Here is a 20,787-nt window from a genome sequence, read left to right as displayed (position 1 = left end):
GCACCGGATTCCCGATTGGTGAGGACCCTTGAGCACGGACACCTACCTGGCGGTCGACCTCGGCGCCACCAGCGGGCGCGTCATCCTGGGGCGCGTCGGCGAGCGGTCGGTCACCACGTCCACGGTGGCCCGTTTCCCGAACGAGCCGCTGGCTTGGCCCGACGGCCTGCACTGGAACCTCCCGGCGCTCTACCAGAGCGTCCTCGACGGCATCCGGCGGGCGGTGGCCGACGCCGGCGAGGTGCGCAGCATCGGCATCGACTCGTGGGGCGTCGACTACGGGCTGGTCGGCGCGGGCGGGCGGCTGCTCGGGCTGCCCTACCACTACCGCGACGCCCGGACCCGCGGCCTGGCCGCCGAATTCGACGAGGCCGCGCTGTACCGCCACACGGGCGTGCCGAACCAGGAGATCAACACCCTCACCCAGCTGGTCGCCGAGCAGCGGGCCGGCACGCTGGACCCGTCCGCCCGGCTCGGCTTCGTCGCCGACCTGCTGGCCCACCTGCTGACCGGGCGGCTCGCCGCCGAGCGGACGCTGGCCAGCACGTCGCAGCTGTTCGACCCGGCCGGGCACTGGTCGGACGAGGCCATCGCCGCTCACGGCCTGCCGCGGCGGCTGTTCCCCGACCCGCTCGCCCCGGGCGACGTCGTCGGTGAGCTGCGGGCCGGGCTCGTCGACGACCTCGGCCTCGACGCCCCCGTGCCGGTGACGGCGGTCGCCGCCCACGACACCGCGTCCGCCGTCGCCGCGATCCCGGCGGCCGGTCCCGGCTTCGCGTACGTCTCGTGCGGGACGTGGGCGCTGGTCGGCGTCGAGGTGGACCGGCCGATCCGGACCGAGGCCAGCCGCGCTGCGGGGTTCACCAACGAGCTGGGCGCCGGCGGCGCCGTGCGCTACCAGAAGAACGTCACCGCGCTGTGGATCCTGTCCGAGTGCCTGCGCGCCTGGTCGCGCGGCGGCGACCGGCCCGATCTCATTGCGCTGCTGGCCGCGGCGGCCGAGCAGCCGGGTTACGTCGGCATCGTCGATCCGGACGCCCCCGAGCTGACCCGGCCGGGCGACATGCCCGCGAAGGTCGCCGGGTTCTGCCGGCGCACCGGCCAGCCGGTCCCCGTCTCCCCGGCGCAGATCGTGCGCTGCGTCGTCGACAGCCTCGCGCTGGCCTTCGCCCACTACGTCGACCAGGCCGCCCGGCTGTCCGGCTCGCCCGCGGACGTCGTCCACCTCGTCGGCGGAGGCGCGAACAACACGCTGCTGTGCCGGCTCACCGCCGACGCCGCCGGCCGGCCCGTGGTCGCGGGCCCGGACGAGGCGACCGCGCTCGGCAACCTGCTGGTCCAGGCGCTCGGCGGCCGCACCGCGGACGAGCTGGCGGCCGTGCGCGCGCTGAGCGCGGCGTCGTCGGAGACCGTGCGGTACGAGCCGCGCGCGGACCCCGCCGTCGCGGCGGCGCGGGACCGGTTCGCGGCCCTGCTCACCGCGGCGGCCTGACCGTGCGCTGGATCGACGACGTGCGCGCCCGGGCCGGGCGGGACCGGCCGCCGGCGACGGTCACCGGCTCTCCCGGCGACGTGACGCGGGTCGTCCTGCGCTGCCCGGACGGGCTCGGCCCGGAGCGGGACGTGGCCGGCGTGCTCGCGCGGCCGCCCGAGCCGGGCGCCCCCGCCGTCGTGCTGCTGCACGGTGGCGGCGGCCGGGCCGAACCGCGGTGGGCGCGGGACTGGGCCGCACGCGGCCACGTCGCGCTGGCCCTCGACCTCGGCGCGCCCCACGCCGTCGGCGGCGCCCGGCGACCGGCCCGGCTCGACCACGACGACATCTTCGCCGCGGTCTCCGCGGGCGCCGAGCACACCTGGCTGGCCCAGGCCGTCGAGGCGGCCGCCGACGCGGTGAGCCTGCTGCGCTCGCTGCCCGAGGTGGACCCGCGCGCCGTCGGGGTGTGCGGCGTCTCCTGGGGCGGCTACCTGGCGTTCCTGCTGGCCGCGGCCGATCCGCGGCTGCGCTACGCGGCCGGCGTGTACGCCGCGGGCCACCTCGCGCGTGACGGCGCGTGGAGCGCGCTGCTGCGCGACCTGCCGGCGCCGGCGGCACGGCGGTGGACCGACGCGTTCGACCTCGCCCGCCACGCGCCGAGCATCACGGCGCCGTCGCTCTGGCTGACCGGGACCACCGACCCGTGCTTCCCCCTCGACGCGTTCGACGCCACCTCCGCGCTGCCCACCGGCCCCGTCACCCGGCGGATCGTGCCCGGGCTGGCGCACGGCCACGAGCCGGCGTGGCGGCTCACCGAGCCGTTCGCCTTCGCCGCGGCGGTCCTCGGGCGCGGGCCCGCGCTGCCAGCCGTCCGCGCCGTCACCGTCACCGCCGGGGCCGTGCGGGCCGAGCTGGACCCGGCCACGCCCGCCCTCGCCGCCGAACTCCACCACACCGGCGACACCGGCGCGTGGACGTCGCGTCGGTGGCAACGCTCCGCCGCGATGATCGACGGCACTACTGTGAGAGCCGACGTCCCGGCCGGCCTCCGCGCGGCGTTCCTCGCCGTCGAGGGCCCGGCCGGAACGAGTACCACCGGCCTGGTCACCGGGCGTGGCGCCGGGACGGGGCGCGGAACGAAGGGCGATCCGCTGTGGAGCGTGGCAGGGAACCGAACATGGTGAGCATCGCCGACGTCGCGGCGCGCGCGGGCGTGTCCCAGGGCACGGTGTCGAACACGCTGAACCGCCCCGAGATCGTGTCGCACAAGACCCGCGAACGCGTCCTCGCCGCCATCGCCGCCCTCGGCTACGTCGCCAACCAGCACGCCCGGCAGCTCGGCGGCGCGATGAGCCGCGTCATCGGGCTGGTCGTCATCGACGTCTCCAACCCGTTCTTCACCGAGGCCTCCCGCGGCGTCGAGGACGCCGCCACCGAGGCCGACCACGCCGTCATCCTGTGCAACTCCGACGACTCCGTCGACCGCGAGGAACGGCACCTGCGCACGCTCGCGTCCGAGCGGGTCCGCGGCGTCCTCATCACGCCGTCGCGCGGCACCCGCTCGGCGCACCGCATCCTCGCCGAGCACGACATCCCGTTCGTCTACCTGGACCGGCAGGGCTCCAGCCGGGAGTGCTCCGTCGCCGTCGACGACGTCCAGGGCGGCGACATGGCCATGACGCACCTGCTCGAACTCGGCCACCGCCACATCGCCTACATCGCCGGGCCGACGACGGTCCGGCAGCACTCCGACCGCCTCGACGGCGCCCGCCAGGCCGTCACCCGGTTCGGGCTGGACCCCGCCGAGGCGATCACCGTCAGCCACAACGAGGGCATGGACATCCGGTCCGGCTCGGCCGCGATCGACCGGCTGCTGCAGCGCCGGCGCCGGCCCACCGCCGTCTTCTGCGCCAACGACGTCCTCGCCTTCGGCGCCTACCGCGCGCTGGCCCGGCATGGCGTGCGGGTGCCCGACGACCTCGCCCTCATCGGCTACGACGACGTCGACTTCGCCGCCGACTGGATCGTGCCGCTCAGCTCCGTCCGGCAGCCGACCCGGCGCCTGGGTTACGAGGCCACCCGCCTGCTGCTCGACCACTCGTCCGGCCGCCCCGACCACGAGCACCAGCAGATCGTCTTCCAGCCCGAGCTGGTCGTCCGGCAGTCCACCGCCGGCTGACCCGGCTACGGCTCAGGACGCCACGCGAGTGAACGTCACGTGCGTGACGTTGCTCGGCGACGAGGTGGCCTCGACCCGGTAGTCCTTCTCCAGGCCCTCCAGCCCGTCCCAGAGGCGCACGCCGCGGCCCAGCAGGATCGGGACGACCACCACGTGCAGGTGATCGACCAGCCCGGCGGCGAGGAACTCGTTGACCACGGTGGGGCCGCCGCCGATGCGCACGTCCTTGCCGTCCGCCGCCTCACGGGCCACCGCCAGCGCCTCGGCCGGCGACGCGTCCAGGAAGTGGAAGGTGGTGCCGCCCTCCATCTCGATCGGCGCGCGGGTGTGGTGGGTGAGCACGAACACCGGCGTGTGGAACGGCGGGTTGGGGCCCCAGGCGCCCTTCCAGTCCGCGTCGTCCTGCCAGCCGGGGTGGCCCCACTTCCCGGCGCCCATGATCTCGGCGCCGATCCCGGGGTCGTGCTGCTGGACGAACGCGTCGTCGACGCCGCCGCTGCCGCCGGCGTCCCACCAGCGGGTGGCGAACATCCACTGGTGCAGCCGGTCGCCGGCGTGGCCGAAGTGCGCGTCGGCGCTCTGTCCCTCACCGGTGCCGTAGCCGTCGAGGGAGATGGCGAAGTTCTGGACGCGGGCGAGTGCCATGGTGCGGGCTCCTTTTGATCCGGGGTGACGCACTGAGCGTGCGACGGATCGACTCATACGTCTAATGTCAATGGTCTCGCTGTCCCATAGAGGGGGTCGATGCATGCTGGACGTCACCCGGCTGCGGGTCATCGACGCGCTCGCCCGGCTCGGCTCGGTCACCGCGGTGGCGAAGGAGCTGCACTACACGCAGCCGACCGTCAGCCACCACCTCGCCCGGCTGGAGGCCGAGACCGGCGCGCAGCTGCTGCAACGCGCCGGCCGCGGGGTCCGGCTCACCCCCGCCGGCCGGCTGCTGGCGTCGCGGGCGGCGGAGATCCTCGGGCGCATCGACGCCGCCGACGCCGAGCTGTCCGCACACGTGGGGCTGAGCGCCGGGCGGGTGCGCCTGGCCAGCTTCTCGTCCGTCATCGGCTCGCTCGTCCCGCGGGCGGTGGCGGCGCTGGCCAGTCAGCATCCCGGCCTGCGCATCGGCCTCACCGACACCCAGCCGCCCGAGTCGCTGGAGATGCTGCGCACCGGCGCCATCGACGTCGCGATCATCTTCCGCTACGACGACACCGAGCCCGAGCCGCCGAACGTCCGCCTGCACCACCTGCTCGACGACCCGCTGTACCTGCTGTCGACCAAGCCCGGGCAGACGCTCTCGTCGCAGCGCGACGCCACCTGGATCGCCGGCTGCGAACGGTGCCGCATCCACCTGCTGTCCATCTGCGCCGACGAGGGGTTCGAGCCGCGCATCGGCTACACCTCCGACGACATGGTCGTCATGCAGGCCCTCGTCGTCGCCGGCCTGGGCGTCACGACCAGCCCCGGGCTGGCCCTGCGCGCCCACCGCGCCGACGGCATCGAGGCTAGCGAGCTGCCCGGTTCGCGCCAGCACATCTACGCCGCCACCTACGGCGAGCCGCCCGACCCGCCCGCCACCGCGGCCCTACTGGCGGCGCTGGCCGACGCGGCCGCCACCATCACGCCCGCGCCGGCCTGACCGCGTTCCTCAGTCCGGTGCGCAGCGCAGCCAGGCGCCGGCCCAGTCGGCGTGGTCCTGGCCGTTGCCGTTGCCGGCGTCATCGACGACCAGCGCCAGCGTCCGCACGCCGGTCACGTCGAGGTCGACCCAGCGGGCCGCGGCCTCGCCGGTCATGACCGGCGAGGCGTAGAGCTCGCTGCCGTCGGCCTCGACCCGGAACCGGACGCTGCCGCCGGCGACCTCGTCGTCGACGCCGATGTCGGTCTGGAACCGGCTGCACCGCCCGGCCAGGTCGAGGACGATCCGCGACGCCGCGTGGGCGCCGATCCCCTTGCCGTACTGGCGGCCGCCGACCGACATCCGGGCGCCGTCGCCGGGCTGGTCCTCGCCGTTGCTGGCGTCGCGCTCGGCCGGGCCCCAGCCGTTGGACTCCGACGCCCAGTCCCAGTCGGACACGTGCCGCCCGCCGGAGACGATGTCGACCCGCCCGCCGCCGATCGCGGCGCCGCCGTGGCGCACCTCGACGTCCACGGTGGTCCAGCCCGTGCGGCCGCCCGGGTTGAGTTGCACCGATAGGTCGGCCGTGCCGCCGGGCGGCAGCGTCACCGGCGTCGGCGGCGTGACGACCTGCCAGAAGCCGAGGCCGGAGACCGCCAGCTCGACGGTCTGCTCCCGGCTCGACGCGTTGCTGACGGGCACCGTGACGGTCACCGGGCTGGTCGCGTCGGGCGAACTGGCCGGCGCCGCGGCCGGCGGCGCGGTCAGCTCGACCGGCGGCCGGACGGTGAGGTCGGTCGCGAAGCCGGCCAGCAGCCGGCCGGCCGGATCCGTCACCGCGCCGCCGAGGTAGAGGTAGGCGCCGGCGTCGTCGTGCACGCTCACCTGGAGCTGCCAGGTCGCCTGCTCGCCCGGCAGCAGCGCGCCCGGCGGCGGCCCGGACACCACGCGCGCCGACCAGCCCGGCTGGCTGGGCAGGTCCAGCCGGGGCGCGGGCACCGGCCGGTCGCCGGTGGCCACGGCGGTCACGGTGAGGTCGACGACGTCGCCGGGCGTCACCTCGGCGTCCGGGCGGGACACGGTGACCTCGAGGCCGCCCTCCGGCCGCAGCCCGTCCAGCACGGCGCGCCGGCCCAGCAGCATGGCCGACCACGCCGCCGGCGTGCTCTCGGCCCGCGGGTCGATCGCGTCGAGGACCCGGGTGAACACGGCGTCGTCGCGGCCGTGCCGCTCGGCGTACAGCCGCAGCAGCTCGGCGTCGTCGAGGCCGTCGGCGAACGTCTCCCAGCGGATCGACGACACCGGCCCGTCGGCGCCCGGGTAGACGATGTACTCGTCGCCCTGGCCGTACCGGAAGCTGGGATCGTCGTACACGTCCTGCGGCCACGAGTTGTACGTCCACCGCAGGAAGCCGTCGAGGTCGCGCTGCGCGACCACCCAGCCGAGCACCCGGGCGGAGACCGGCGGCGACGCCGTCACCGTGTTGGGCCGCAGCGGGTTCATGTAGGTGTAGAACAGCGTCGGCTTGCCCTCGGCCTTGCGCCGGGCGATGTCCTCGTCGGGCACGCTGTCGAGGAACGAGTAGTTGTAGCTGACGTAGTCGGCGTAGTCCTGGACGTCGAGGCTGTTGGCGGCCACGGCGATCTTGCCCAGCCACTGCGGCGCCTCGTCCTCGAGCACGTCGAAGACGGTGGCCATCTCGTTGGCCGGCCGCTCGTCGAAGCCGAGCGAGGCGTCGTCGAACCAGCCCTTCTCGGTCAGGTGCGCGGAGAACGCGCCGAGGAACTGGCCCCAGCCCTCGCGGTAGCGAGCGTCGCCGAGGTCGACCTCCTCGACCACCCGCTCGCCGGTGCGGGTGTCGGTGTAGACGAACCGCTCGCGGTGGTCGAACTGGAGCATCGCGAAGGCGTGGATCCGCTCGCCGATGCCCGCCGCCCGCGACTCCTCCACGTACCGGTCGAAGACGCCGAAGTCGAAATCGAAGCGCTGCCCGTCCCACCGCCACTCGACCGTGGACGCGAAGTGGCTCCACGTCTGCGGCCGCCACTCACCCTCGTGGGTCACCATCCACGGGTCCTCGGTGACGGCGACGTTGACGACACGCTGCCCGTGCTCGGCGAGGTCGCGCAGGTACGGCCGCATGGCCGCCCAGTGCTCCTCGCTCCACAGCTGCGTGCCGGTCTGGTCGGCGACCGCGTCGGGATGCGCCCAGAGGTCGAGGATGAACGGCCGGTCCGCCATCGCGTCCAGGGCGACGTCCGCCACGACGACCTGCAGCGTCCACTCCCCGATGCCGCCCGCGGCCGCGCCGATCTCCACCGCCGCGGTGTAGACGCCGGGCGCCGCGTCGGCCGGAACGTCGACGCTGAACCACACCGGTTGGTTGCTGCCGCCCTCGACGTCGACGGCGGGGAGCTCGCGCAGCGGGTCGGCGATCACGCCGCCCGAGTCGAACGGGATGAACTCCGGGTAGCGCACCTGGACGGCGCCCGCCGGCAGCGTGCCGCCGTGCCGGGACCGCGGCCGGCCCACCGACACCGTCAGGTCGTCCAGTCCCGTGGGCGCGTGCACCGCGAGCTGCGCCGACCCCCGTCCGCCGGCCGGGGTCTCGAGCCGCAGCACCTCGTCACCGCCCAGGGCGGCGCCCGGCGCCGCGTCGCGGCCGACCCGGACCAACGAGGAGCTGGCGAACGACCCGGTCGGCACCCACACGACGGCGTCGGCTCCGGCGCCGGCCGGGGGCGCCGGTTCCTGGCTGCCGGCCGGTGCGGCCGCCAGCAGCCCGGCGATCAGAGCGGCCAGACCCGAGAGGGCGAGAAGGCGAGAGCGCATCTGCATACTCCTGACCGAATAGGAGATATGTCGCTCAGATTCGCGCATGTCTTCCCGCCTCGTCAAGACCTCGGCCGCCCCGGTGGACACCCCCTATCCGGCGGTCGACCGCGGGCACGTCCTGGTCTCACGCGGCGTCCTGGTCTCACGTCACGCCGAACGCCCGATCCGGCCCGAGAAACGCAACGCCAGACCAGGACGCGACACCAGACCACGACGCTCCCCGGCGCCCGGACCTCGTGGCCGGCGTCAGCCGCCGATGACCTGGTCGGCGAGCAGGCGGGCGGCGGCGGCCGGATGGGTGCCGGGCCGAGTGGCGCCGACGGCGAGGGCGCCGTCGATGAGCAGCAGCAACTGCTCGGCCGCCGGCTCCGGCCGCGGGTGATCGAGGGCGCGCAACTCCGCCTCCAGGAGGTCGTGCACCCGCTCGCGGTACCGGCGCGTGACGGCGTGGCCCGGGTGGTCCGGGGCCAGGGCGAGCTCGGCGGCGAGGTACCGGCAGCCGCGGAAGTCGGGCTCCTGGATGACGCCGTCGAGCCAGTCGAAGACCGCGAGCAGGCGGCCGCGCGGGTCGTCGCCGGCCGCCCGCATGGCCTGCCGGTACGCGGCCTCGTCCTCGTCGGCGCTGACCCGCAGCACCTCGGTGATCAGCCCGTCCTTGCCGCCGAAGTGCTCGTAGAGCGAACGCCGGGCCACGTTCGCCCGCTTCAGCAGGGCGTCGACCCCCACGCCGATGCCCTGCGCGTAGGTCAGCTCCTTGGCCGCGGTCAGCAGCCGCTCCCGCGGTCCCGGCACCGTGCGCGTGGTCACGGATTCCACTCTACTTGACCAGTAGATCGACCGGTCTATATGGTCAGTAGACCGACTGGTCTATCTACGAGGAGTCCGACCATGCCGACGCCGACCCGCACGACGACCGAGACCATCGAACGCTTCAACCGCGCCTTCCTGGACCACGACGCCGAAGCGCTCACCGAGCTGATCGGAGCCGACTGCGTGATGGACGCCATCCAGCCGGCCCCCGACGGCGCCCGCTACCTGGGCCGCGAGGCGTGCCTGACGTTCTGGCGCGAGCTCGCCGCCGACCACACCAGCCGGTTCGAGCCCGAGGACGTCGCCGTCGCCGGTGAGCGGGCGACCATCCGCTGGCGGTACCGCTTCGGCGCCGGCCCGGCCGACTCCGTGCGCGGCGTGACGCTGCTGCGGGTGCGCGACGGCCTGATCGTCGAGGCCCTCGGCTACAGCAAGACCGGCGGCGTCCCCCTCGCCCCGGAGACCGGGGCCACCGAGACCGGCGCCGAGCGCACCACCCGGGACGTGCTCGATCGCTACAACGAGGCCTTCCGCACGCACGATCCCGCGCTCCTCACCGGCCTGATCGCCGACGACTGCGTCATCGAGGACTCCGGCCCCGCACCCGACGGCGTCCGCCGCGAGGGCGGCGAGGCCTGCCTGGCGCGATGGTCCGAGTTGGCGGCGAACCCGGCGCTGCGGTTCACGCCGGAGCCGGCCGAGATCCACGGCGACCTCGCCGTCCAGCCGTGGCTGCTGCAGTGGGGCGACGGCGAGCAGGACCACGTCCGCGGGTTAAACCTCCTGCGCATCCGCGCCGGCCGCATCGCCGAGGCGCGCGGCTACGTCAAGGCCTGACGACCTCAGAGGAGCAGACATGATCATCATCGCCGGTCACGAGCTGGTCGACGCCGACGAGCGCGACGCCTTCGTCGCGGCTTTCCGTGACCTCGTCACGCGCGCCCGCGCCACCGACGGCTGCCTCCACGTCGCCATCACGGCCGACTCCGTCGACCCCGAACGGGTCAACGTGGTCGAGGTGTGGCGCGATGCCGACGCGATGAACGCCTGGCGCCGCCGGGCCCGGGCACCGAAGGCGGGCAAGGTCAGGCACGTACAGGTCGAGCGTTACGACGCCACCGCCGGCGGACCGCTGTTCTGAGTCCGCACATATCGCCGGCATATCGATTTCCCCATACGCGACGGCAACACTCCACCGCCTTGACTTGACGGCGTGAGCCAGCGCGAACCGGCCCGAACGGGCATCACGATCTACGGCTGCGGTCCGGACGAGGCCGCGCTGTTCCGGCGGCTGGCGCCCGGCTTCGGCGTCGTGCCCACCATCACGGCGGCGCCGCCCGCCGAGGCCACCGCCGGCCTGGCCCGCGGCAACCGCTGCGTCAGCGTCGGCCACCAGAACCGCGTCACCAACGCGACGCTGCGGGCGCTCGGCCGGGCCGGCGTCGGCTACGTCTCCACCCGGAGCATCGGCTACGACCACATCGACGTCGACTACGCGCGGAGCGTGGGCATCGCCGTCGGCAACGTCACCTACTCGCCCGACAGCGTGGCCGACTACACGCTGATGCTCATGCTGATGGCGGTGCGCGGCGCCAAGTCGGTCCTCCGCCGCGCCGACGCCCACGACTACCGGCTGAGCGAGGTGCGCGGGCGGGAACTGCGCGACCTCACCGTCGGGGTGGTCGGGACGGGACGCATCGGTGCCGCGGTCGTGGAGCGGCTGCGCGGCTTCGGCGGCAAGGTGCTGGCCCACGACCGGGGCGCGGACGACGTCCCGCTCGACCAGCTGCTGCGACACAGCGACATCGTCACGCTGCACACCCCGCTCACCGCGCAGACCCATCACCTGCTGGACGAGCGGCGGATCGAGCTGCTGAAGGACGGCGCGATCGTCGTCAACACCGGACGCGGCCCGCTGGTCGACACCGAGGCGCTGCTCCGGGCGCTGGAGAGCGGCCGGCTGGGCGGCGCGGCGTTGGACGTCCTCGAGGGCGAGGAGGGGATCTTCTACGCCGACCGCGGGAACCGGCCGATCGAGAGCAAGACCTGGCTGCGGCTGCAGGAGCTGCCGAACGTGCTGGTCAGCCCGCACACGGCCTACTACACCGACCACGCCCTGAGCGACACGGTCGAGAACAGTCTCATCAACTGCGTGAACTTCGAGAGTGAGGAACGGCATGAATAGGTTGACGGTCGGCGTCGTGTTCGGGGGCGCGTCCGAGGAGCACCCGATCTCGGTCAAGTCGGCGCGGGAGGTCGCGGCGAATCTCGATCCGCGCCGGTACGAAACGGTATGGATCGGCATCACGACGAGCGGCGCGTGGACGCTGTGCGACGGGCCCGGCGAGGGCTGGGAGGACGGGGCGCGCCCGGCGGTGCTGGCGCCCGACCGCGACGTCCACGGCCTGCTCGTCCTGGACCAGGGCCGCTACGAGACGATCCGCCTGGACGTCGTGCTGCCGGTGCTGCACGGCAGGTTCGGCGAGGACGGCGCGATGCAGGGCCTGCTGGAGCTCTCCGGCATCCCCTACGCCGGCTGCGACGTCCAGAGCTCCGCCGTCTGCATGGACAAGTCCCTCGCCTACGTCGTCGCCGCGAGCGCGGGCATCGCGACGCCGCGGTTCTGGGCCCTCCTGGCGGACGAGAAGCCCGACGCCGGCGAGCTGACCTTCCCGGTGTTCGTGAAGCCGGCCCGGTCGGGGTCGTCGTTCGGGGTCAGCAAGGTGACGAGCGAAGCGGAGCTGCAGGACGCGGTGGACGCGGCCCGGCGGTACGACTCGAAGGTGGTGATCGAGGAGGCGGTCGCCGGCAGCGAGGTCGGCTGCGCCGTCCTGGGGAACGGGCCGGACCTCACCGTCGGCGAGGTCGACCACATCGCGCTGTCGCACGGCTTCTTCCGGATCCATCAGGAGAGCACGCCCGAGACCGGCTCCGACAACTCGACCCCGATCGTGCCCGCCGACATCCCGGCCGCGTCGCGCGCGCTCGTCCAGGAGACCGCGAAGGCCATCTATCGCGCCCTCGGCTGCCGTGGGCTCGCGCGGGTGGACCTGTTCCTCCGGAGCGACGGGACGGTGGTCCTCAACGAGGTCAACACCTTCCCCGGCATGACGTCGTACAGCCGCTACCCGCGGATGATGGCGGCCGCGGGCCGGCCGCTCGCCGGCGTGCTCGACCGCGTGCTGTCGCTGGCGCTGGAGGGCCACGCCCATGACCGCGACCGCTGACTTCGTCGTCGTGGACGAGTACGTGCCCGGCATCCGCTGGGACGCCAAGTACGCCACCTGGGACAACTTCACCGGCAAGCCGGTCGACGGCTACCTGGCCAATCGCATCGTCGGCACGAGGGCGCTGTGCGCGGCGCTGGAACGAGCCCGGGTCCGGGCCGAAGCGCTCGGCTTCGGCCTGGTCCTCTGGGACGCCTATCGCCCGCAGCGGGCGGTCGACTCCTTCCTGCGCTGGTCGGAGCAGCCCGAGGACGGACGGACGAAGCTGCGGCACTACCCGAACCTGGACCGGCCCGAGATGGTCGAGCGCGGGTACGTGTCGGCCCGGTCCGGCCACAGCCGGGGCAGCAGCGTCGACCTCACGCTCTACCAGCTGGCGACCGGTGAGCTCGCCCCCATGGGCGGCGACCACGACCTGATGGACTCCATCTCCCATCACGGCGCGACGGGCATCGCGCCGGCCGAGGCGAGGAACCGCCGCTACCTCTGCTCCGTCATGGAGGCCAGCGGCTTCGCCCGGTACGACGTCGAGTGGTGGCACTACACGCTGCGCGACGAGCCCTACCCCGACACCTACTTCGACTTCCCCATCACGTAGCCGAGTGGTCGGAACGCTCCTCGGGCGGCTGGTCGCTGTGGCTCGTGACGGCGTGGGCACCGATGAGTGGCTGCCGCGGCGGCCACCGGGCGGGCCGGCTGGAGGTCAGCCGGCCTCCAGTGGCGCGGCGGGCAGCCGCACCGTGACGCGCAGTCCCCCGGCGTCGCGCGGGGTGAGGGTGAGGGTGCCGTCGTGCGCCTGGGCGATGCTCGTGACGATGGCCAGGCCGAGACCCGCACCTGGGTGGTCGCCGCGGACGCGGTCGACGCCGCGCTGGAACGGTTCGGTGAGGGTCGAGACCCGCCACGGCGAGAGCGGCTCGCCGGTGTTCTCGACGGTGAGCGTGACGGCGCCGTTCTGCGCGCTGGTCGTGATCCACACCGTGCCCTGTTCGGGGAGGTTGTGCACGATCGCGTTGTGCACGAGGTTCGTCGTCAACTGCAGCAGCAGCGGGTGCGAGCCGACGGCCAGCGCGACGTCGCCGGACGTCTCGATGGCGCGGCCACGCTCCTCGGCGAGCGGCAGCAGCGTTTCGGTGGCCTCCTCCGCCAGCAGCGACAGGTCGACGCGCTCGCGCGCGAAAGAGCGCTGGCCGGCCCGGCTGAACAGGATCAACGCCTCGGTGAGGTCGATGGCGCGCAGGTTGACGGCGTGCAGGCGCTCGACCAGCCGGTCGGTGTCGTGGTCGGGGTCGCTGCGGGCGACGTCGAGCAGGATCTGGCTGACCGCCAGCGGCGTGCGCAACTCGTGTGAGGCGTTGGCCGCGAACCGCTGCTGTTCGGCGACGTGTGCCTCGAGCCGCTGGAGCATGCGGTCGAAGGCGTCGGCCAGCTCGCGGAACTCGTCGTTGCGGCCGTCCAGCTCGATCCGGTGCGAGAGCGATCCCGCCGCGGCCCTGCGGGCGGCGCCGGTGATGCGGGTCAGCGGGGCCAGCATCCGACCGGCCAGGATCCACCCGCCGACGAGCCCGAAGACCAGCAGGAACAGCAGCATCGCGGCCGCCACCGGGCCGAAGACGACCGGGCCGCGGTTGTGGCGGTCGAAGGCGAGCGGGAGATTGGAGAAGTCCGGGACGAGGCTGCTCAGGGGCGCCCCGCGCATCAGGTACACCCACGCCGCGGCGAGCAGCAGCACACCGGCGATCATGAGGAAACCGGCGTAGCTGAGCGTCAGCTTGACCCGCACGCTCAGGCCGGGCGGCCTAGCCACGCTCGCCTCCGTCGCCGGTGTCGATGCGGTAGCCGACGCCGGGCACCGTGGCGATCAGCCAGGGCTCGCCGAGCCGCTTGCGCAGCGCCGACACCGTGATGCGCACGGCGTTCGTGAACGGGTCGGCGTTCTCGTCCCAGGCCCGCTCCAGCAGCTCCTCGGCGCTGACGACGCCGCCCTCGGCTCCGACCAGCACCTCCAGCACGGCGAACTGCTTCCTGGTCAGTGCGACGTAGCGGCCCTCGCGGTACACCTCGCGGCGGAACGGGTCCAGCCGCAGGCCGGCGATCTCGCGCACCGGCGGCCTGTTGTACCCGCGCCGGCGGTCCAGCGCCCTGAGCCTGAGCACGAGTTCCTGCAGGTCGAACGGCTTGGTGAGGTAGTCGTCGGCGCCGAGCTCGAACCCGGACGCCTTGTCGTCGAGCCGGTCGGCGGCGGTGAGCATGAGGATCGGCATGCCGCTGCCGGACGCGACGATGCGGCGGGCGATCTCGTCGCCGGACGGCCCGGGGATGTCGCGGTCGAGGACGGCGATGTCGTAGGCGTTGACGCTGAGCAGCTCCAGCGCGGCGTCGCCCTCGCCGGCGAGGTCGGCGGCGATGGCCTCCAGCCGCAGCCCGTCGCGGATGGCCTCCGCCAGGAAGGGTTCGTCCTCGACGACCAGCACACGCATGCCCCCGATGCTACGAGCCGAGTGATATCGCGGGTGTATCGAAAACCGCATACGCACCGGCAACACGGCGCTGCCTTGACTGGAGGCCATGTCCTCCACCGAACCGGCTCTGACGACGACCCGGCCCGCCGGCGCGGGCGCCCTTCCCGCAGACGCGACGGTGTTCGACGACCGGTATCCAGGCGTCGCGAACCTCGACCCCGATCTGCTCCGGGCGCTGCGCCGGGCCGCGACCGACGCCGCGCGCGACGGCGTCGAGTTCACCGTCAACAGCGGCTGGCGTTCGCCGGAGTACCAGGAGCGGCTGCTGCGCCGCGCGATCGTCGAGCACGGCTCGGCCGAGGAGGCCGCCCGCTGGGTCGCCACCCCGGACACCTCGCCGCACGTGGCGGGCGTCGCGATCGATCTCGGGCGGGCGGCCAGGGCGTGGCTGTCCGAGCACGGCGCCCGGTACGGGCTGTGCCAGATCTTCCGCAACGAGCCCTGGCACTATGAGCTGCGCCCCGAGGCCGCCGTCCATGGCTGCCCGCGGATGTACCCCGACCCGTCGCACGATCCGCGGATGGGCGGTGACGGGCGCCGGGCGGGCGCATGATGGTGGCGTGGAGATCGGACGGGTCTACGAGGCACCCGACGGCCGACGGCGGCTCCTGGTCGACCGCCTGTGGCCGCGTGGCCTGCGCCGCGACGATCCGCGGATCGACCAATGGCTGCCCGCGGTCGCACCGTCCACCGAGCTGCGGCGCTGGTACGGCCACCGCCCGGAGCTGTTCGACGAGTTCGTCCGGCGCTACGAGACCGAGCTGGCCACCGCCGACGGCGCCGCGGCGCTGGAGCGGCTCGGGGCACTCGCCGCCGAGTTCCCGTCGATCCTGGTGACGGCGACGCACGACCCCTCGCTCAGCCACGCGGCCGTCCTGGCCCGGCTGCTCGACGACGGCGGCCCGCGCCGCGTCGGGCTCGCGACCGGCGCCGAACTGGCCGTCCACGAGCACGGCGACGACGACGGCGAGCCGGTGCTGCTGCTGCACGCGTGGGGCGAGACGCACCGGGTCTTCGACCGTCTCGTGCCGCTGCTCCCCCGCTCGCTGCGTCTCGTCGTCCCCGACCAGCGCGGCGTCGGCGACAGCACGAAGCCGGCCGGCGGCTACACGCTGGCCGACGCGGCCGCGGACGTCGTCGCGCTGCTCGACGCGCTGGGGCTGGAGCAGTGCTGGCTGGCCGGGACGTCCAGCGGCGGGTACGTCGCCCAGCAGGTCGCGATGGACCATCCCGGCCGGGTGCGCGGCCTGGTGCTGATCGGCACGCCCGGCGACCTGCGGCGGCCGCTGCCGGCGGCGTTCGCCGGCCTGCTGGCCTCGTTGCCCGACCCGCTGACCCGCGCCGACGCCGACGCCCTCATCGGCGCGATCCCGCTGCACACCCGCGTGCCGGCCGCGTTCCTCGACGACCAGCTGGCCGCCGCGCTGACCATCCCCGGACGGGTCTGGCGCGCCGTCGCCGACGGCCTGGTCGGCGCCGTGCCGCCGATCCGCCGAGGCCCGATCGCCGTACCGACGCTGATCCTCTGGGGCACCGAGGAGGACGTGCTGCCCGCCGGGCAGGGCCGCGAGCTGGCCGCGGCCATCGAGGGCAGCCGCCTGGTGACGTACGAGGGCACCGGCCACCTCGTGCTGTGGGAGCGACCGGAGCGGGTCGCCGCCGACCTCGCGGCGTTCGTCGCGGGCGTCAGGCGCTGACGATGTCGACGACGAGGTTGATCGTCGTGGCCAGGATCATGGCGCCGAAGGCGTACGACAGCAGACAGTGCCGGAGTACCACCGACCGGACGGCCGTGCTGGTCACCGCCGTGTCCGACACCTGGTACGTCATGCCGAGGTTGTAGCTGAAGTAGCGGAAGTCCCGGTAGCAGGGCGGGTCATGGGTGTTAGTCGATGCCGCCGTCCGGGCTCGTGTAGTAGAGGAATGCCGGCGAACGAGCCCGCCAGCCGGGCGATGGCGGTGACCGGGAGCCGGGACCGCATACGGCGACTCCTCCCTGTCGCACAGCGGTCCCGACTCTACGGCCGCCGCCCTAGTCCAGCCAGCGACCGACGCCGCGGACGGTGACCTGGAGCAGTTCACCCGGGTTCTCCGGATCCGGGTAGTAGATGATCATCGTCGTGCCGGCCGGCAACAGCAGCTGAATGGCCTGGACACAGCCGGCCACGACATCTCGCTGCGCGTCGGGTCTCGTCGCGGGCTCCGGCACCGCGTCACAGGCGCCGCCGGGGTTGTTCATGACCAGCCGCAGCGTGTTCTCGCGCAGCGCCACCTCCCGCGTGGCGACGCGGTACGCGAGCTGCGTCTCGAGATGCCACGCCGGAACCGGGAGCGGCGCCCCGAACGACTGCCGGAACAGCATCGCGATGCGGTCCTCCAGGGCCGCGAGGTCGTCGTGCAGCCCGCTCTCGACCGTGTAGCGCGCCCACGCCTCCAGATCATCGACCGGCGGGACACTCGCGATCGGCAGCCCGTTCGCGTCGAGCGCGCGGCCCGACTCGTCCACGAGATAGCCCTGGTGGTTCTCCGGTTTGATCGACTCGCTCAGGTCCCGCAGCCGGTCCGCGAGGCCGTCGTACGGGCACTGGCCGCCGGGCTGCGCGCAGCCGATCGGCTGAATGCGTAGCAGCGACGTCATGAGCTCGGTCTCCCGGATCGCCCCCACGATGAGATCGTCGTACTTGTTCTCGCGCAGGTACATCGGCCCCCAGACCGAGTTGTACTGCGCGAACCGGAGGTACTCATCGACCTGCCCAGGGTTGAAGGTGCCCCGCCACTGCCTCGCGTACTCGTTCCAGTCGGGGTCGGAGAGGTCGATGACCCCGGTGACACATTCCGAGAAGCTCTCCGCCACATCGCCGAGGCCGGCCACCCCGGCGCCCCTGCAGTCCTTGATCCGGGAGAACTCGGAGGCGGCGCTGAACAGGTCCGCGCCGGTGAGCAGCATGTACTCGTCGGCCAGGCGGTAGGTCTCGGTCTCCCGTTCTGCGATCCCCCGGGCCGCGGCGTGGAAGTACGGGCTCAGGACGATGGACAGGCAGGCCTCCAGGGACTTGCCGACGAACTGGCTCCGGCAGTGCTCGACGTTCTTGCTGGCGTACCCGGCCAGATCGTGGAACGGCTGGTCGGGGTCGCTGAGGAGCGCGTCGGCCCAGGCGCTGCAGTCGTTGAAGGTGGCCTCGCCGGCCCGAGGCGCCCCCTTGCAGGTCGCTTTCCACGTTTCCGTGAGCTGGCCCAGCAGATATTCGGCCTGGTCCTGGTGTTCCTCGAACAGCTGCAGGGCGAGACGGGCCGCCTCCGACGCGCTCTTGCCGGCCCGCAGTTGCGCGGCGTAGGCGGTGTCGTAGGCGGCGAACGCGCTGGCCGCGTCCTGTGCCGCCGCGACGGCCAGGCCCCGGGCCCAGCGAGCCGAGAGCGACGCCTCCCGCGCCGACAACTGGGCCTGCTGGGTCGCGGCGGCGGCCACCCGGACGGCCTCCGCGGCCCGTTCCGCGGACGCGGCTGCGTCGCGTGCGTGGCCGACGGCCTGCACGGCGTACGCACCCGCCCGGAGCCTCGCCTCCTCGGCGTCCTCCGCGTAGCCCAGTGCGGCCTCCGCCGCGCCACGGGCCTCCGCCGCGGCGGACTGCGCGGTGCGGGCGAGGTCGACGGCGCGCTGCGCGATCTGCGCGGTCTCGATCATCAGGGACGTGGCGATGTAGTCGTGCGTCGCGGTGGCCTGGTCGCGCTGGGCCGCACGATGCCGCTCGACCTCCAGGAACTCGACCTGCATCGCCGTCGTGCCGGCCAGCGCGACCCGGGCGCCGTTGCGTACCTCGGTGCCATAGGCGTCGTTCCCGGCGATGGCGCCGACCTTCGCGCGGACGTCGATCGCGCGGACGGTGTCGTGCGTCGTCGCCAGGAACGTCCCGAGGGCGTCCGGGTCCGCCGAGCGCAGCGCCGCGTTCGCCGCGTCCTCCGTCTGCGGGTACCCGGCGCTGCGCGCTTCGGCGTGGATCCGCCCGACCTCCACCCGCTGCTCGGTGCCGCGCTCGGGATAGTCCGGATCGTCGAGGAACGCGACGACGTCGGCCCACTCGCCGTCGAGGGCGGCCTGCGCGGCCACCCTCATGGCCTCGGTGCCGGTGACCATGAGACCTATCAGGGTCGTGCGGTCGTCCTGCTCCTCGGCGGCGGCCAGCCCGGTCCGGACGAACTCGAGCACGAGGAACTCGTCCTCCTCGCCGAGTGCGGCCACGGCCGCCGAGCTGGTCCACGTCGCGGGCACGGCCGCGAAGTAGCGCGCCACCTCGCGCGCCTTGCGGACCGCCACCGCCGGATCGACCGTTGAATCGACGGCCTCGGCGATCAGCGCGTCGACCCGGGGCTCGTGGTACTCGCGCATCGGCACGTCGAAGCCGCGGGCGTCCTCCAGCCCGACCTCGGCGGCCTTGGCGCTGAGGTGCTGGGCCAACGACCGTTCCAGCTCGTACTCGTTCTGCAGCCGTTCGGCGTCGGCCGCACGCGCCTCCGTGTAGACGGTCTGGGCGAGCTCGGCGGCATCCAGCGCGTCCTCGGCCGCGCGGAAGGCGTTGTTCGCATGCTCCGTCGCCAGTTCGGCCGCGTTGACGGCGCCACCGGCGTGATCGGCGGCGCTCGCCGCCGCGCGCGCCGACGCCTCCGCGTACGACACCGCCCGGGTGGCGGCGTCGCGAGCCCGCCTGGCCGCGTCCTTGGCGATGTTCGCCTGCCGTACCGTCTCCTCGGTGGCGCGCCGGGCCCGTTCCGCGCTCGCCTGCGCGCGCCCGGCCGCCGCGAACGCGGCCTGCGCCTCGGCGCTCGTCTCCCCCGCGGCCTGGCCGGCGGCCTCGGCGGCACGGCCGGCAGCCGCGGTGTTCGCCCGCGCATCCTCGGCGGCGGCCGCCGCGGCGATCGCCTGCTGGACCACGGCGTCGATCTGGTCGATGGGCGAGATCCAGGCGGTCATCTCCGGCCCCATGGTCAGCATCAAGCGGTTGAGCGCCCGCGCGTTGGCGGCGTCGTCCGCGTTCAGCTCCGCCGCCGCCGCGGCCGCCCACGCCTCGTCTGACTTCGTGTGCGCCCGCGCGGCCGCCGTCGCCGCGCGCCCGGCCGCCCCGGCGGCGGCACGCGCGGCGTCCGCGGCCGACCGTGCGGCCTGGACGGCGATGCTGGACGCCGCCGACGCGCGGTCGGCGGCCGTCGCCGCGCGTTGCGCGTACATCCTGGCGGCCTCCGTCTCCCGTCCGGCCGCGACGGCAAGCCGTTCCGCCTCCAGCGCATCCGCCTTGGCCAGCGCGGACTCGGTCTTCGCGCGTTCGGACTGCGCCACCGCGGAGATCGTCTCGAGCGCCGCCCGGCGGGTCGCCTCCGTGGCGCTGGTCCGGAGATCGTTCAGGGTCTGGCTCTCGTTGTCGCGGACCTGGGCCACGCCCCAGTCGATCTGGACGAACCGCTGCAGCAGTTCCAGGCTGCCGTCCCGGAGCGCCCGGTTGGCCGCGGCCCGCACCTCCGGGCCACCTGTCGCCATGGCCCGGTTGACGGTGACCCGCAGGTCGATGTTGTACGACAGCTGCCAGCCCGAGTCGACGAACTCCTCCAGGTCCGCGGGCGAGCCGTTGCGCAGCACCGCGTTCGCGGCGGCCCGCACCTCCGGACCTCCGGTCGACTTCATCTGGTTCACCCGGGCACGCAGGTCGATCGCCCGGGCCGTCGCCCAGCCACCGTCGAGAAAGGTCCGCAGAGCGTCGAGGGTGCCCGAGCGCAGGGCGACGTTCGCGGCGGCCGCCACCTCGACGCCGCCATGTGACTTGATGCGGCCGACCTGTTGACGGTCGTCCAGCGCCACGAGCCCGGGAAGCTCGTCGAGGAAGGCGCAAAGCGTCGCCTCGTCGCCGAGCAGCGCCTCCTCGGCGGCCGGGCGGACGTTCGGGCCGCCCGTCACCCAGGCGTCCAGGACCACCTGGCGCTCGCAGGTCGGCGCCTCGGACGGAGCCGGTTCCACCGCCGCGGCCCGGGTCCCGTCGACGGGGCCGCCCAGGAGGAGCAGCGACAGCACTGCGCCGATCGCGCCGATCGCGCCGGTCGCCCGCCACGGTGCGCGGTCACGCCACGCGCGTTTCGCCGTCATC

17 protein-coding genes and 1 pseudogene are annotated in these 20,787 nt (G+C 73.9%); 11 read left to right on the top strand and 7 right to left on the bottom strand.

Features of this window, described 5'->3' with window-relative positions; translation table 11 throughout:
• The first annotated feature begins 28 nt into the window (after window positions 1-28).
• From ACW62_RS11785 to ACW62_RS11775, 3 genes are read left to right on the top strand one after another with little or no spacing between them, the layout of a single operon-like run.
• Window positions 29-1,492 carry a rhamnulokinase gene (locus ACW62_RS11785; protein ID WP_053204291.1) on the top strand — a complete coding sequence of 488 codons (1,464 nt, stop codon included), beginning with the start codon at window positions 29-31 and terminating at the stop codon, window positions 1,490-1,492.
• 2 nt (window positions 1,493-1,494) lie between these two features.
• Window positions 1,495-2,658 (top strand): alpha/beta hydrolase family protein, encoded by a 1,164-nt coding sequence (locus ACW62_RS11780; protein ID WP_053204290.1) that lies wholly within the window; start codon window positions 1,495-1,497, stop codon window positions 2,656-2,658.
• On the top strand, window positions 2,652-3,653 hold the full coding sequence (locus ACW62_RS11775; RefSeq protein WP_053204289.1) for a LacI family DNA-binding transcriptional regulator: 1,002 nt from the start codon (window positions 2,652-2,654) through the stop codon (window positions 3,651-3,653). The genes ACW62_RS11780 and ACW62_RS11775 overlap by 7 nt, the downstream gene beginning before the upstream one ends.
• A gap of 12 nt (window positions 3,654-3,665) precedes the next feature.
• On the opposite strand, the gene ACW62_RS11770 is transcribed toward ACW62_RS11775, so the two are convergent.
• The gene (locus ACW62_RS11770; RefSeq protein ID WP_053204288.1) at window positions 3,666-4,298 is read right to left on the bottom strand and encodes a dihydrofolate reductase family protein; all 633 of its coding nucleotides are present in this window, start codon (window positions 4,296-4,298) and stop codon (window positions 3,666-3,668) included.
• A 103-nt stretch (window positions 4,299-4,401) separates the two neighbouring features.
• Between ACW62_RS11770 and ACW62_RS11765 the strand changes: the two genes are divergently transcribed.
• Complete coding sequence (locus ACW62_RS11765) at window positions 4,402-5,286, top strand: LysR family transcriptional regulator (protein ID WP_053204287.1); 885 nt, start codon at window positions 4,402-4,404, stop codon at window positions 5,284-5,286.
• A gap of 9 nt (window positions 5,287-5,295) precedes the next feature.
• On the opposite strand, the gene ACW62_RS11760 is transcribed toward ACW62_RS11765, so the two are convergent.
• Window positions 5,296-8,097: a glycoside hydrolase domain-containing protein gene (locus ACW62_RS11760; protein ID WP_053204286.1), complete on the bottom strand. Its 2,802-nt coding sequence runs from the start codon at window positions 8,095-8,097 to the stop codon at window positions 5,296-5,298.
• A gap of 249 nt (window positions 8,098-8,346) precedes the next feature.
• Window positions 8,347-8,907, bottom strand: a complete 561-nt coding sequence (locus ACW62_RS36170) for a TetR/AcrR family transcriptional regulator (protein WP_053204353.1) — start codon at window positions 8,905-8,907, stop codon at window positions 8,347-8,349.
• Between the two features lie 81 nt (window positions 8,908-8,988).
• On the opposite strand from ACW62_RS36170, the gene ACW62_RS35190 reads away from it, so the two are divergent.
• From ACW62_RS35190 to vanX, 5 genes are all read left to right on the top strand, one after another.
• The gene (locus ACW62_RS35190) at window positions 8,989-9,747 is read left to right on the top strand and encodes a nuclear transport factor 2 family protein (protein WP_205629295.1); all 759 of its coding nucleotides are present in this window, start codon (window positions 8,989-8,991) and stop codon (window positions 9,745-9,747) included.
• Window positions 9,748-9,766: 19 nt separating this feature from the next.
• Window positions 9,767-10,051, top strand: coding sequence for a putative quinol monooxygenase (locus ACW62_RS11745; protein WP_053204285.1), 285 nt, complete (start codon window positions 9,767-9,769; stop codon window positions 10,049-10,051).
• A gap of 72 nt (window positions 10,052-10,123) precedes the next feature.
• Window positions 10,124-11,095: a D-isomer specific 2-hydroxyacid dehydrogenase family protein gene (locus tag ACW62_RS11740; protein WP_205629294.1), complete on the top strand. Its 972-nt coding sequence runs from the start codon at window positions 10,124-10,126 to the stop codon at window positions 11,093-11,095.
• Window positions 11,088-12,137 (top strand): D-alanine--(R)-lactate ligase, encoded by a 1,050-nt coding sequence (gene vanA / locus ACW62_RS11735; protein ID WP_053204284.1) that lies wholly within the window; start codon window positions 11,088-11,090, stop codon window positions 12,135-12,137. The genes ACW62_RS11740 and vanA overlap by 8 nt, the downstream gene beginning before the upstream one ends.
• Window positions 12,121-12,735, top strand: coding sequence for a D-Ala-D-Ala dipeptidase VanX (gene vanX, locus ACW62_RS11730; RefSeq protein WP_053204283.1), 615 nt, complete (start codon window positions 12,121-12,123; stop codon window positions 12,733-12,735). Before vanA ends, vanX begins: the two co-directional genes overlap by 17 nt.
• Window positions 12,736-12,840: 105 nt before the next feature.
• Here vanX and ACW62_RS11725 read toward each other — a convergent pair whose 3' ends face one another.
• Both ACW62_RS11725 and ACW62_RS11720 read right to left on the bottom strand, forming a co-directional pair.
• Window positions 12,841-13,944: a sensor histidine kinase gene (locus tag ACW62_RS11725; protein WP_053204282.1), complete on the bottom strand. Its 1,104-nt coding sequence runs from the start codon at window positions 13,942-13,944 to the stop codon at window positions 12,841-12,843.
• The gene (locus ACW62_RS11720) at window positions 13,937-14,617 is read right to left on the bottom strand and encodes a response regulator transcription factor (RefSeq protein WP_053204281.1); all 681 of its coding nucleotides are present in this window, start codon (window positions 14,615-14,617) and stop codon (window positions 13,937-13,939) included. Before ACW62_RS11720 ends, ACW62_RS11725 begins: the two co-directional genes overlap by 8 nt.
• A gap of 88 nt (window positions 14,618-14,705) precedes the next feature.
• Here ACW62_RS11720 and ACW62_RS11715 point away from each other — a divergent pair, with 88 nt between their 5' ends.
• Together ACW62_RS11715 and ACW62_RS11710 are read left to right on the top strand one after the other, a co-directional pair.
• Window positions 14,706-15,212 (top strand): M15 family metallopeptidase, encoded by a 507-nt coding sequence (locus tag ACW62_RS11715; RefSeq protein ID WP_053204280.1) that lies wholly within the window; start codon window positions 14,706-14,708, stop codon window positions 15,210-15,212.
• Window positions 15,213-15,219: 7 nt separating this feature from the next.
• On the top strand, window positions 15,220-16,356 hold the full coding sequence (locus ACW62_RS11710) for an alpha/beta fold hydrolase (RefSeq protein WP_169792042.1): 1,137 nt from the start codon (window positions 15,220-15,222) through the stop codon (window positions 16,354-16,356).
• On the opposite strand, the pseudogene ACW62_RS36500 reads toward ACW62_RS11710, so the two are convergent.
• Together ACW62_RS36500 and ACW62_RS11700 are read right to left on the bottom strand one after the other, a co-directional pair.
• Window positions 16,346-16,586 (bottom strand): annotated as a pseudogene (locus ACW62_RS36500) (DUF1345 domain-containing protein); the annotation flags it as partial. The gene ACW62_RS11710 and the pseudogene ACW62_RS36500 overlap by 11 nt on opposite strands.
• A 105-nt stretch (window positions 16,587-16,691) precedes the next feature.
• Window positions 16,692-20,786 (bottom strand): DddA-like double-stranded DNA deaminase toxin, encoded by a 4,095-nt coding sequence (locus tag ACW62_RS11700; RefSeq protein ID WP_169792041.1) that lies wholly within the window; start codon window positions 20,784-20,786, stop codon window positions 16,692-16,694.
• Window position 20,787 lies beyond the last annotated feature (1 nt).

It is taken from the genome of Jiangella muralis (assembly GCF_001270745.1).
Lineage (GTDB): Bacteria > Actinomycetota > Actinomycetes > Jiangellales > Jiangellaceae > Jiangella > Jiangella muralis.
The sequence above is the reverse complement of the archived record's forward strand: the minus strand, read 5'-3'. Positions and strand labels throughout refer to the sequence as shown.